At 55.3% G+C, this 13,994-nt stretch carries 7 protein-coding genes and 1 tRNA gene; 2 read left to right on the plus strand and 6 right to left on the minus strand.

Annotated elements, in window-relative coordinates; all coding sequences use genetic code 11:
• Positions 1 to 22: 22 nt before the first annotated feature.
• Together G8764_RS04765 and G8764_RS04770 are read right to left on the minus strand one after the other, a co-directional pair.
• Positions 23 to 1,447: an aldehyde dehydrogenase family protein gene (locus G8764_RS04765; RefSeq protein ID WP_166162346.1), complete on the minus strand. Its 1,425-nt coding sequence runs from the start codon at positions 1,445 to 1,447 to the stop codon at positions 23 to 25.
• A 49-nt stretch (positions 1,448 to 1,496) separates the two neighbouring features.
• Positions 1,497 to 3,785, minus strand: a complete 2,289-nt coding sequence (locus G8764_RS04770; RefSeq protein WP_166162348.1) for a TonB-dependent receptor — start codon at positions 3,783 to 3,785, stop codon at positions 1,497 to 1,499.
• A gap of 302 nt (positions 3,786 to 4,087) precedes the next feature.
• Between G8764_RS04770 and G8764_RS04775 the strand changes: the two genes are divergently transcribed.
• Together G8764_RS04775 and G8764_RS04780 are read left to right on the plus strand one after the other, a co-directional pair.
• A complete protein-coding gene (locus G8764_RS04775; protein ID WP_166162350.1) occupies positions 4,088 to 4,726 on the plus strand; it encodes a TetR/AcrR family transcriptional regulator in 639 nt (212 codons plus the stop codon).
• Positions 4,727 to 4,954: 228 nt separating this feature from the next.
• A tRNA-Asn gene (locus tag G8764_RS04780) sits at positions 4,955 to 5,029 on the plus strand.
• 227 nt (positions 5,030 to 5,256) lie between these two features.
• Here the strand turns inward: G8764_RS04780 and ihfB are convergent.
• The 4 genes from ihfB to lapB all read right to left on the minus strand — a co-directional run bounded on the left by ihfB (position 5,257) and on the right by lapB (position 13,987).
• Positions 5,257 to 5,550 carry an integration host factor subunit beta gene (ihfB, locus tag G8764_RS04785; protein WP_166162352.1) on the minus strand — a complete coding sequence of 98 codons (294 nt, stop codon included), beginning with the start codon at positions 5,548 to 5,550 and terminating at the stop codon, positions 5,257 to 5,259.
• An 847-nt stretch (positions 5,551 to 6,397) separates the two neighbouring features.
• Complete coding sequence (locus tag G8764_RS04790) at positions 6,398 to 10,168, minus strand: SdrD B-like domain-containing protein (protein ID WP_166162354.1); 3,771 nt, start codon at positions 10,166 to 10,168, stop codon at positions 6,398 to 6,400.
• Between the two features lie 653 nt (positions 10,169 to 10,821).
• Positions 10,822 to 12,504: a 30S ribosomal protein S1 gene (gene rpsA / locus G8764_RS04795; protein ID WP_166162356.1), complete on the minus strand. Its 1,683-nt coding sequence runs from the start codon at positions 12,502 to 12,504 to the stop codon at positions 10,822 to 10,824.
• A 310-nt stretch (positions 12,505 to 12,814) separates the two neighbouring features.
• Entirely contained in the window at positions 12,815 to 13,987 is a 1,173-nt protein-coding gene (gene lapB / locus G8764_RS04800) for a lipopolysaccharide assembly protein LapB (protein WP_166162358.1), read from the minus strand.
• Positions 13,988 to 13,994 lie beyond the last annotated feature (7 nt).

Below are 13,994 nucleotides of genomic sequence, written 5' to 3' on the forward strand. Positions count from 1 at the left end.
TCGCTCCCCGGTAACCATTGCATCAACGCTTCGGTACTTTTACGGTTTGAATGGAGGTGTATTCCTCCAGCCCGTAGAGCCCGAATTCGACTCCCATGCCGGACTGTTTAATACCGCCAAAGGGCGCATTGGGCTGGATAGCACCGTGCTCATTCACCCACACAGTACCGCACTCCAGTTGCTGCGCCAGGCCGGTCGCCTTGTCGATATCGCTCGACCAGATCGATCCACCGAGGCCGCGATCGTTCTGGTTGGCGCGGGCGATTACCTCGTCGACATCGCTATACTTGATCACTGGCAGAATCGGCCCAAAGGGCTCCTCGTCCACCAGCCGGCTGCCGTCACTGAGGTCGGCCACAATGGTGGGCGCGAAAAAGTAACCGCCGCCGGCCAGGGGCTCGCCGCCGGCCAGAAAGCGGCCGCCGTCACTGCGGGCCGAGTCCGCCAGTTCCTGCACCACTGCCAGCTGCTTGGCATTCTGGATGGGGCCCAGTTCTACCCCGTCCTCCAGACCGCTGCCCACCTTCACGGTTTTGGCCAGTTGCGCCAGCTGCTGGCACACGTCCTCATACTGGGATTCGTGCACGTACAGGCGCTTGAGGGCGGCACAGGTTTGGCCGTTGTTGTGAAAACAGGCAGCAAATAATTTCGGCACAATAGCGCTGATGTTCGCATCTGGCAGCACGATGCCGGCGTCATTGCCGCCCAATTCCAGGGTCACGCGCTTCAGCGACGCCGATGCGGTTGCCATAATCCGCTTGCCGGTGGCGGTGGAACCGGTAAACACGATCTTGTTCACGTCCGGGTGACTGGTCAGTGCCGCACCGACGTCGCCCTCGCCGTTAACAATATTGAGCACACCGGCGGGTAGGATCTCATTGGCCAGTTGCACCAGGCGAGTGGTGGCCACAGGAGTGAATTCCGACGGTTTGATCACCACTGTGTTGCCCACCCGCAGCGCCGGAATCACATGCCAGATGGCAATCATCAGCGGCCAGTTCCAGGGGGTGATGGACGCTACTACCCCGAGCGGCTTGCGGTGCACTTCGATGCGCGTTTTGTCGTCGTCCTGCACCACATCCACCGGCAGTTCGAGTTCGGCGGTATAGCGGGTCCAGGCGATGGCACCACCCACCTCCATGCCGGAACCAATGCCGTTCAAGCCCTGCAATGGCTTGCCGCTCTCCAGGGTGACCAGCTGCATCAACTCCGCCATATTGTCTTCCATGGCCTGGGCCAGCTGCTGGCACAATTGTTTGCGCGCCGCGCTGCTCTGCTGGCTCCACGGCTTGAATGCCACCCGGGCTGCCGCCACAGCCTCATTCACCTGTTTTTCGGAACTGCGGGCAACGCTGGCGAAGGCCGTGCCGGTGGCCGGATTAATCACCTCCAGCGAACTGTCACCGGCACAATTCTGGCCATTAATAATCATGTCGTAGTGTTGCATAACTGGTCTCTCTTATTCCGGGTTGTTTATTTGGTCGAGCCGTCAATGACTAAAAACTGTAATTGAGGTTGGCACCGACCCAGCGCGGCGGTGCGTAAAACTGTTGGTTCAAGCCCGCCGGGCCAGTGAAGTCGAAGGTGTAAACCCGGTACTCTTCATCGGTCAGGTTCTTGGCGAACAGCGCCACTTTGAGGTTTTCGTTGACCTGGTAACCGACCCGCGCGTTGAACACGGTGTAGGCGTCTTCTTTGGAGCGATCACTGTTGGTGATGTCAAAATAATGATCGCCCTGATGGTTAAAGTCCAGCTGCAGCGACAGTGCATCGGTGGCCTGGTAGCGCACCAGGCCGTTGAGGCTGAATTCCGGTGCCAGCACCATTTCGCTACCGCGCACCGGATCCGCACCGCGCACCTGCACTTCATCCACCTCGGTATCCAGCACGCTGGCGCCCAGGTTAATGTCCCAGTTCTCAGTCGGCATCCACACCAATTCCAGGTCGAGGCCCTGCACGGTGGCATCCGAGTTGTTGATAAACTGGCTCAGGCCGGCAAAGGTCAGGGCCTGGTAATCTTTGTAATCGTAATAGAATACGGTGGCGTTAAAGCGCAGCTTGCCGTCGCTGGTATTGGTCTTGACGCCGAGCTCGTAGCTGGTGAGCTGCTCCTCGTCGAACGCAACGTCGGACTCCATTACGCCGTCGGTGAAATCGAGAAAGCCGCCGTTAAAACCGCCGCTCTTGAAGCCGCGAGCCACATTGGCAAACACCAGGATATTGTCGGCCGGGGTGATGTCGATACCCAGCTTGCCGGAGATATTGTCCACGTCGATCTCATTGAGATTACCCACCGCCGGATTGGCGTCGGTAAAATCCAGGAAGGTGACAGTGCCGGGGAAACTCGCTCCCAGCCCCAGGTCACAGGGATCGCCGGCGGGCAACAAGCAGGAGTTGAGCACGGCATCGGGGTCGCCGTCGGTGCGGTTCTGGTAGTCCATGGTCCGCTCCTCGGTGGTGTAGCGCAGCCCCATGGACAGCTTCACCAGATCGCTGAGGATGTATTCATACTGGCCGAAGATACCGGTGGACTCGGTGGTCTGGACGTAATCCACATCGTAATTGAAGAAGGTCACAAAATCAGTGCCAAAGGTGCCGTCCGGCGCACCGGTAATGGCATCCACCAGCGGGCCCGGGAAATTCACATCAATATCCAGCGCACCGTCCACCTCATTGTCGAAGTAGTAGGCGCCCAACACCCAGTTGCTCCTGGCGTTGCTGCCCGACAGCCTGAACTCCTGGCTGACCTGGTCGTTTTCGGAGGCAAAATCGGGAGTGACACCGTCAAAAGGTCCCACATCGGTGTCTTCCTGGTGCAGTTTTTCTACGTTTTCCACCGCGGTAATGGACACAAATTGCAGGTCACCGCTGGACCAGTTGAGGGTCAGGGAGGCGCCACTGGACTCAATATTGAGCACACCCTCGCGGTCATAATCGCCGGCAAAGGGATCACCGTCACTGTCCCGGTAACCGTAAAAATCCGCGACACCGGCGGCGCCAGTGCCGTCATCGGTAGCCTCATGCTGGTACTGGGGGGCGTTGGTGTCCGACTCGCCGCCGTGCACGTTCAGGAGGGCACTAAGGTTGTCGTTGATATCGACATTCAATTGCGCCCGGTAAGCGTAGCTGTCGGCTTCGTTGGCATCCGGCCCGATGCGGTTTTTGACATAGCCGTCGTGTTGGTTGCTGGCCACAGACAGGCGCCCTTGCACTTTCTCACCCAGGGCGCCGCCCACCGCCGCCTCCAGCTTCACCTGGTTGTTCTCGGCCAGGGTCAGGTCGACATAGCCCTCGAATTCGTCACTGGGCTTTTTGGAAATGAAATGCACCAGGCCGCCGGTAGCGTTGCGACCGTAGAGGGTGCCCTGGGGGCCACGCAAGACTTCTACCCGCTCGAGGTCGAACAACTGGAAGGTCAGGCCCGGCATGGCGGATTGATAGACCTCATCGCGATAGACGGCGATTGGCCCTTCGTTGTTGTCATTGAAATCGTTCAAGCCGACGCCGCGCAGGGAGATCGAGGGGTTGTTGCCCTCGCCCACCGGGGTACCGATATTCAGGCCCGGGGTTTGGGCGGCGATTTCGGTGCTGCTGGTCAGACTCAACTCGCGCAGTGCATTGCCCGAGAAGGCGGTCACCGACACACTGACATCCTGCATATTCTGTTCGCGCTTCTGGGCGGTTACCACCACCTCTTCCAAAACTGCCGCACTGACACTGCCGCTGAGCAGTAAGAATTGCGTGGTGAGGGCTGCTGCCAATTTACTTTTAGCTGATAAGTTCATGGTTCTTTGGGCTCCAGTGGACTTGCAGTATCTGCAATTAGTATGTTTTTATAGGTCATTCGCACTAGTATTGAAATATACGCCCGGGGATTTACTAGGTCAAGTGTATTATTATTAACCGGCGTGCATGCGCCCGGCTACCGCCCCAAGCGGCGGCCCGCGTGACACTGGTGAAAGCCAGGTAAAGAATTGTTTTTTATAGATTTATCCCCGCTACAGAGGGGTAATAAAGCAGCGCCCTTCGGGCTATCATGGCACCTGATTATTTTTTAAAACGCGGTCTCTGCAGGAGTACTGACAACTTGAGCACCACCAGGAAAATACCCGCCGAAAGCAATCCGGGCAGTCATGCCAAAGGGCAAAAACGCTTTGATAAAATCGTCGAGTGCGCCCTGCAATTGCTGATTGAGCGCGGTTACCATAACTTTTCCATGCGCAAGGTTGCCGACGCCGCCGGTATCAGTATCGGCAACCTGCAGTATTACTTTCCCTGCAAGGATGCCCTGGTAGAAGCCATGCTGGACAATACCTTGCAGGCCTACAATGAACTGTTTAATGAGATACGACACCGCGGCACCCCACGGCAACAGTTTATTGAACTGGTGACCGCTGTCACCCGGGATCTCGGCACCCGCAAGACCACGGTGTTCTTTCCCGAGGTCTGGTCGCTGTCCAACCACGAGCAAGCGGTCACCGGAATGATGGACGCCATGTACGACAACTATCGGCACATCGTGTCCGACATCATCCTTGAGATTAATCCGCAGCTAAGTGCCGCCCAGGCGTCCCGCCTGGCCCTGTTTTTTACCTGCTCCATCGAAGGGCACACGGTATTTATCGGCTACAAGAAGCCCTGGAACAAGGAGACCGACAATATCGCCAATATCGCCACCCAGAGCTTTTTGTGGCTGATCGAACACGGTGAAATACCGGAAGATTAGTGGCGCCTGCGGGCGCCAGGCACTACGCCCCTGAACCGGGCACACGGCAGCGCCGGCAGCCCTCAACAGCGCACGGCCCCGAGCCCAAGTCACTCCCCGAAGGCATCGCTTTTTGCTTAAAAATCAAACGGTTATTTTTTTTGGATTATTTTTCAGTGAGACTTGACGATCCCGAAATCGGACTATAATATACGCGCCTACTTGAGACGGCGAGTCCAAGTGCACCGTTCCGGCATAGCTCAGCGGTAGAGCAGTAGACTGTTAATCTATTGGTCCCTGGTTCGATCCCAGGTGCCGGAGCCATTTTTAAAAGGGTTGCCTATGGCAGCCCTTTTTTTGTGCCCGTCTCCCGCACACTAGCACACTAGCACACCCGCACCAGGCAGGCAGCCGCACCCACAGGCGCACGCCAGGCTCAGCGAAGCAGCCGAGCCACCGTAAATTTATTAAACTGTTGCCTTGAAGAGATAGATAACCGGCCCGGAATTAAAGTTTAGGCACTCGGGATTTACAGGTATATCACCCGGGGATTATTGCGACTGGAGACTCTCATTCACCCGATCGCGCATTTCCTTGCCGGGCTTGAAGTGAGGAACGTACTTGCCGGTCAACTCCACAGAGTCACCGGTTTTGGGGTTTCGACCCACGCGAGGGGCGCGATAATGAAGGGAAAAGCTGCCAAAGCCCCTGATTTCGATGCGTTCGCCCGAGGCGAGGACGTGGGACATATGGTCCAGCATCAGCTTCACCGCCAACTCCACATCCTTTATCGACAACTGATCCTGTTGTTCAGCGATGCGCTCAATCAACTCCGACTTGGTCATGGTCATTCCTTCGCTTCACCCTGTTCAATCGAGCCACCAACGTCAATCGAGCTCACGACTTCAATCGAGCCATCAGGATCAATCAAGCCATTAACCGCAATCGAGCCAAACAACTCAACCGAGCTACCAACTTCTAATCGAGTTACAAACCTGTAACCGGGTTAACAACTTAGCATCGAGTTAACAGTCGAGCACCGAGCTAACGGTATCAGCCCGGGTGCAGCGCCGCGCTCTCGCGATCCGGAGCCATCCTGCACCTTCTCTAAGCTGTTGTTTTCAAAGGAGTATAGGACTATGACCTGATTCCGGCAAGGGTTATTTGAGGCAGCCCAGGCAAAGCACAAAAAAGCCGACCCCTTACGGGGTCGGCTTTCGGGTCCTTGCACACGCCTCCTGATCAAATCAGGCGACCGGAGAATCCATTCTCACCTAGTGTTCGGACGCTTCCCTTGACCGATCCTGGCCGCTTTCACGCTTCCCAGCGAACTTCCTTGTTGGGGATATATTGGCGCAAACCACGATGTGGTACTAGGCGTCATCGGCACCAGGGCGTGTAGGACATTGCTGACAGACTAAAGTGTGGACTGCCACCCTGGCGCCCTCGTCACCCCCCCAACACGCGTGCCTTTAAAAAAACAAAAAAGGGCGATGCTATTAACATCGCCCTTTTCGGATCTTGTGAGCAATCATGCGTGAAGCAAGAAATAGATCCGGCTCGCATCCAAAAGCTCAACCCGACAGCTTGCTATAGACCCTTGCACTCACGTCCGGCGCACAACAAAAAAAGCCCGACCGAAGTCGGGCTTTTTACTACTTTAGCTCAAGATCAGAGCCATTGGCTGCAGGATCATAATGGCGGCAGTGCGCCGCCATTTCGGCTATTGCCACTAATCACCTCAAAGTCTCCACTGACAAGCCCAGGACCGATCGGCTGTGAACAACTGGTGTGGATCTTGGTATTCAGCTCGCCATCCACATAGATGCTGATCTCAGTGCTCAAAGTACCCTTCTTGTCTGTGCCGGAGAAGCTAAACTCACCGCCCGCCAGGACAAAGTCGTTGAATACTATATCGCCACCTTTTTTCTGTTCAACAACGATCAATCCATCTGCACCAAGGTTTTTCATCACCAGGTCGGTAACCTTGCCATCGCACTCCCCGGTTTCGGGCGGAGCTTCCTCAACAACGACAGTTACCTCATCGGTAGCGCTACATTCTCCTCCTGAGGATGGCAGAGTGCCTATGACAGTAGCCTGGTTAGTGGTAGTCGCTAAAACCGTACCGAGCTTGGTGAAACGCTGAGTTTCGCCACTGTCGAGACTAAACGGACCAGCAACTGACCCGAGGACACTGTCTTCAATGGATACCGCTGACAATGGGTCGCCGTTATTGGTCACCTCGTAACCAAAGAGCACCTCGGTTCCGGCATCGCCGCCAACACCATTGAAGCTGACCAGTTCAAGACTACCGAACACATCGCCAACTTCGAGCGGCTTGGAGCAAGAAGTGTGGATGGTATTAGCTTCCGTACCACCACCATTACTAACCTCGATCCTGGAGTTTGAATCGAACTTGCTCGCCGATATGGTGAACAGCTCACCGGGAGCTACAACGGCAGGCGCCACATCGTAGAGGTCATCCAGATCCTTATCACCGGCCACAATGGATACGGCTTCAAATCCATTGACATCACCCTCACACTTATCCTTGTCCTCCTGGTCGTTATCACTAGCACCGCAACCCATGCCGGTGTAGCGGAAGGTCAGACTGGTCGGCTTACCAAGTACCTCACAACTTGCAAGTTGTGGCTGTAGCGTAACGACGCAGCTATTCTGGTCAGGAAAATCGGCACTTGGGCCCGCGCCACACTCAAGCACTCTGCCGCTTTTATCGATAAAGCCCTGCAGCTTCCACTTGTTAGTGAAACCATCGCCGTTTTTCTTGCCGTCACCGGCAAGTTTTCCGCAGTCGTCCGGGCTGTTAAAGTCCGGGTCTGAGCACGAAACGTGGAATTTCGACTTACCACTCTCTGTACCCACAAACTCCACGATTACATCATTATCAGCAAACGGCGCGAAGAAGGTCACGGCCTGATTGGTAGTGACCACCCCTCCCGGAGCATTATTGGACGGCGCCTTGGTGATAGTAATGTCTCCTCCCGTCCAGACAACCGTAAATTGCTTCAACTCGCCATCGCACTTCTCAAAGGCTGGAGGCGGCGGGGTCTCGACACGACAGGTCTTGTCGATCACCAGGTCACACTGCGGAGGCGGCGGCGGTATCAGGCCACAATCGCGACTCAAGTCGATACCACGGGAGCCGACAGTAATACAGGACGTAGCACCATCCGCAGCGCGACAGTCACTGTCAATACTATCGTCGGCACCTTGATCAAGCTTGGTAAAGCTCTTGCCATCGGGCTTGACGAACTTCACGTAGTAGCTACCCGGCATCAGATCGAACACATTCGGTTCAGCACCAAACATATAATTGCCGTTGGTATTATCGGTATAGCGCCGTTGTCCAGTGTCAGAATCATCTCCACCATCCATGACACCGTCGGGGCCACAGTCGAAGAGCTGCACTTCAACATTCGGCACACCGGCTTCAGAGCCGTCCTGCAGCCCGTCGCCGTCGTCATCCATCCACACCCGATCACCAATTTTGGCAGGACAATAGATGCCAGCATCATTGGTGGGATCGAACTCATTCGAGCCGAGGTCAATATTGCCAGTTACGCCAGTAAGTGGATCGGCATCGCTATCTGAACCATCGTCACCCTCATTGTGTAAAGTAAATGCTGGAGCGCCCAGATCAAAACCATCAGTGGTACAGAAGTTAGCGGGAAGCGAACTGATTTCAAACTCGACGCAGTAGGTGCCCGGGACCAGATTCTCGAACTTGTAATCTCCAGCGGCTCCGGTCGTAGTGGACGCACCAGTTGCGACATCGTCATTGCTATTACAGACGCCATCTGTTCCCGGCAGCAACAGGTTCACTGTCATGCCCGGAACACCGGGCTCGCCATTCTCCTGTATGCCGTTGAGGTTGGAATCTTCAAAGACGAAATCCCCAAGCCCCGCAGGGGGGATAACAACACAGGCGTCCACGTCCTGGTTGTACTCGTTTGGAGCCAGCGTCACACACTGGCTGACACCATTGGTGTTGGTATCACAGTCCTTGGCTTCATCACCCCCCTGATTTTGGGGGCTGAACTCCGTACCATCGGGCTTGGTAAAAATAACTGCATACTCGCCAGGAGACAGAGGATTGAACATGTACATGCCATCGCCACCCGTAAACTGGCTGTCGATCTCAACGTTGCCGGGCACACCGCCCACACACTCAACCAGTTTAACCTCCTGGCCAGGAACACCCTCTTCTCCCGGATCCTGGATACCATCACGGTCAACATCATCCACCAGCATGTCACCGATCTTCGCCGGGCAGTAAAAGCCTGCGTCGTTGCTCCGGTCTACCTCACCGGCGCTCAGGTCAATATTACCGGTCTGGCCAGTGGCGGGATCGGCATCACTGTCCAGTACGTCACTGCCAACATTTTGCGGGCTGGATTGTGCGCCACCAATAAAGTCGGTGCAACCAAGCGCGGCGTCGGCGCTGGGCTTATCGAATTCGACACAATAGGTGCCGGGATTAAGGTTGGAAAACAGATAGAAGCCACCGGCGTCGGTTGAGGTAGAGCCGACAAAATCTTCATCACCGGTACCACAGTCACCATCAGTGCCGGGGGTCAGCAAGTTGACCACAACATCGCGAATACCCGGTTCGGTGCAACCGTCATCGCCATCACCAATTTTGGTTCCGGTTGGGTTGGAGCAATCCTGGACACCGTCGGCGTTCAGGTCGTTCCATACTCGATCACCGAGGGAGGCGAACGGAGGAACCTTGGTAGTAATACTATCAATAGTCAAATCAAACGTGGAATTACCAGTAGCCTCCAATTGCAAAGCGCCAAGGCTGGTCAGATCAACCCCACCGCCTGCGCATGTTACATTGGCTTCAGCGCAGTTGGTAAAATCGGAAAATGGAAAGACGCTCGTTTCGGCGCCCGAGAGTACGGGAGTTCGCGAGTACTTGACACTTGTCCAGCGGTTCGCATCAGACCACGCTGTAACCGTATAGACAATAGACAAATCAACAAACAAAGTCACCAATTCAAATTCGGTAACGTTGCCGCCCACCGTTATATCAAGACCACCCAAGCCTGTTGGATCAAGGGCGATACTGCCATCAGAGCCATCCCACTGTACTTTCGCAGCGGCTGTCGTCTGGGTATCGATTGAAACATCCAGTACGGTAGCGGCAACTTCAATAGTCGCCTCCAAGGCCGGGTTACCCGATGCATTAGTTAGTAATTTAATTTCCAAATCACGCGCACCACCCAAAATCGTAGGATCAGTGCCGTCACCAACGCTACTTGAAACGCCAAAGGCATCCGGAGTTGAATCAACGAGTTTGGTCTGGTTCGTGGAGAACTGATCAATATCCCCCGGAGCAGCACTGCTGTTAATCGACGCGAGCCCGAGCACAAGCCCCAGAACCATGGGTATCACGACCAAGCCGCGCGCCCCCGTTTGTTTATACGTAATTGTTTTCATAGCGCTAAAATCCCTCAGCTGAACATATCGAGCCCATTGTTAACCGAGCGGCTGCACACCGAGCAGTGTCAACGGACCTTATGGTTATCATTGAGCGAGCATTACAAATTCCGATATTGACCGAGCTGTCTTTGACGGAACTGCCAACAACGGTGCTTTTATACATTCGCCCAATATTCACTATGCGATACCCCTATTGACTAGGGGTCAAATAGGGGTTAAGAGTTAAAAATTTATGGTATTGCAGTTACAGGAAACCACTAGAGAATAAAGTTAGTTACAGTTTTAATTTTAATAGATTACTACCAGAAACTAATAAAAGCATATTTTGAGCCAAAACTATGCAGCCCCACACCAAAGGCGCTTAACCAACTGATACAAAAAAGCTTTTTACTGGCGCCCGGCACGTCTGAGCAGGCAACTACAACGACGCACAGCGCCAACTGTAAAATTTTCTGACAAAATATTAGTGCGATTGGCGTGACCAAAGACCCTGTAGCAGGCGCAGTTAAAAGAGATAATCTGCCACAAGACATGAGCTGCCGATACGCGCACTAGATTACTGCCAATCGCAAGCAAAAGCCGAGGACACAAAAAAGGCGACCCGAAGGTCGCCTTTTTTGTTTGCCAGCTGCCCGCAGGCAGCAGCGGTCTTACTTGTCCTGGCTCTGCATCTGCGCCTTGATCAGGTCGCCAATGGTGGCCGGGGCAGCCTGCTCGGCGGCCTTGTTGGAGTGCTCCTTGATAGCAGCGCGCTCCTCGGCAGCGTCTTTCGACTTGACCGACAGGTTGATGGCGCGGTTTTTACGGTCGACATTCAAAATGACTGTTTCGACAGTATCACCAACACTCAGCACATTGCGTGCATCTTCAACCTTGTCACGGCTGAGCTCGGAAGCTTTCAGCACTGCTTCAACGTCAGCCGCCAGGGTAACGATGGCTGCTTTCGCATCCACTTCCTTCACGGTACCGGTAACAATGGCACCCTTGTCGTTAACGGCAACGTAGTCAGAGAACGGATCGCTATCCAGCTGCTTGATACCCAGGGAGATACGCTCGCGCTCCGGGTCGATGGCCAGGATAACAGTTTCCAGCTCATCGCCTTTCTTGTACTTGCGTACCGCTTCTTCACCCGCTTCCTGCCAGGAGATATCGGACAGGTGCACCAGGCCATCGATACCGCCATCCAGGCCGATAAAGATACCGAAGTCAGTGATGGACTTGATCTTGCCGGAAATCTTGTCGCCTTTGGCGAACTGACGACCGAATGCATCCCAGGGATTTTCCTGGCACTGCTTGATACCCAGGGAGATACGACGACGCTCCTCGTCAATATCCAGCACCATAACTTCAACTTCATCACCAACATTGACCACCTTGGACGGGTGGATATTCTTGTTGGTCCAATCCATTTCAGAAACGTGTACCAGACCTTCCACACCCTCTTCGATTTCAGCAAAGCAGCCGTAATCGGTCAGGTTGGTAACGCGGGCAGTGGTGCGCGCACCCTCGGGGTAACGAGAGGTAATTTCGACCCATGGATCCTCGCCCAGCTGCTTCAGGCCAAGGGATACACGGTTGCGCTCACGGTCAAACTTCAGGACTTTAACGTCGATCTCATCGCCAACATTGACGATTTCGCTCGGGTGCTTGATGCGCTTCCAGGCCATATCGGTAATGTGCAACAGACCATCGACACCGCCCAGGTCAACAAAGGCACCGTAGTCAGTGAGGTTCTTGACGATACCCTTAACCGACATACCTTCTTGCAGGTTGGCCAGCAGCTCTTCCCGCTCGGCAGAATTGGCTTTCTCCATAACAGCGCGACGAGATACAACCACGTTGTTGCGCTTCTGGTCCAGCTTGATCACTTTGAATTCGAGATCCTTGCCTTCCAGGTGCGTAGTTTCGCGCACCGGACGCACATCAACCAGTGAACCTGGCAGGAACGCACGAATACCGGCGACATCCACGGTAAAGCCACCCTTGACCTTGCCATTGATAACGCCTTTAACAATTTCGTCAGCCTCGTGAGCAGCTTCCAAAACCTTCCAGGCTTCAGCGCGCTTGGCTTTTTCGCGAGACAGTCGCGTCTCACCGAATCCGTCTTCGACCGATTCCAGGGCAACCTGTACTTCGTCGCCAATGTTCAGGGTCATCTCACCGCTGTCGTTCAGGAACTGAACCGCGGGAATAACACCCTCAGACTTCAGACCAGCGTGAACAGTCACCCAGTCTTTATCAACATCGATCACCACGCCGGTAACAATAGAACCGGGTACCATATCGACGGATTTCAAACTTTCTTCAAAGAGTTCTGCGAAGGATTCGCTCATTAGGACAACCTTTATAAAGGTAAACAGCACAAGCCAGCCGGTTGGCGAACTCTCCCTGCAGGAGCTTCAGGCTCCTTTGCTGCAAGAGACTACGCATTGATATTTTCAGCTCGAAACTATCGAATCACACCAACTGCACTTGTCAACCATACTGCCAGTTGTATGGGGCCGGTTAAATTTGACGACAACCCCGCTCTTGCTGGCTAATGCGGATGTTATCGCCGTCTAGAACCCAAACACGGGTTTTAGAGGCGGCGGAGGATAACAGAGTTCGCAACTGACGGCAAGATCTGCCGGGATTGTCCGGGGGCTAACCATCAACCGGCTTGACCGCTCCCCAGGTTTTGCAACTCGGGCACAGCCAGTGCAGCTGCTGCCCGCCAAAGCCGCACTGCTGGCAGCGGTATTGGGGCAGCGCCTTGAGCAGCCGGTCGACCACCGCAGCGGCCGTTTGCAGGCCGGTATCGGGGCAGGACTGCCCCTCCAATTGATAGTGCAACAAGGTGCCCGCCGCCTGCAAACTCAGCCCCGGAGCCCGTTGCTGGCCGAGAAATTCAGCCGCCGCTTGCGCGCCCTGCTCCGTTCGCAGCAACTGCGCCCGGGCCAGGGCAATGGCCACCGACCCGCTTTCCGCCAGCCGTTCATCCAGGTAGGCCGCCAGCTCAGCGGTCGCCCCCATTTCAGCGTAGCACTCGGCGATGATCGGCAGGGCCTCGCCGACCAGCGCCGCATCCTGGTAAAACACCTGTTTGAGCGCCTTTAGCGCCTCCACTGGCTGCCCCAGCCGCAACTCCAGGCGCCCCAGCAACAGGCTGGCCCGGGCCGACTGCTTATCGGCCCCCATCGCCGAGCGCAGCAGGCGGCGCGCCACCAGGTAGTCGGAGCGCTGCAACGCCTCCTCGGCCAATTCACAGTAGTAGTGGGCCTGAACCCGGCGCCATTTGTCCTGCAGTCGGGAGAAGCGCCGGCCGGACAACTGATTGATGGCAGAGATGCCCTTTTGCCACTCTTTCTCATCGCGATAGATTTCAATCAGGTCCTGCAGGCACTGGGAGCGGAGCGCCGCTGACGAGGTGTTCATGAGTTCCAGCAATAGCAGTTCAGCGCGATCGAGCAGTCCGGCCCGGATAAAGTCCCGCGCCAGCTCCAGTTGCACCTGCAGGGATTGCTCCTCCCCCAGGCCCGGGCGCGCCAGCAGGTTTTGGTGAATCTTGATGGCCCGATCCACCTCGCCCCGCTTGCGCAGCATATTGCCCAGTGCCAGGTGAGTTTCCAGGGTGTCGCTGTTGACCTCCAGCGCATCGATAAAGGTGTCGATGGCGGCGTCCTGCCGCTCACTTAACAGATAATTGAGGCCCTGTATGTAGTGGGGCTCGAACGTGGGGCCGGATTTTGCGGAGTTTTGCCGGCGGCTGCGGAGCCCGAGAAAATAGCCGATTGCAATGGCCGCCAACAACAGCAGTAACAGCCCCCAATCGAACATTATCGAC

Origin of the sequence: Pseudomaricurvus alcaniphilus (assembly GCF_011440395.1) — a bacterium.
Classification (GTDB): Bacteria; Pseudomonadota; Gammaproteobacteria; order Pseudomonadales; family Cellvibrionaceae; genus Pseudomaricurvus; species Pseudomaricurvus alcaniphilus.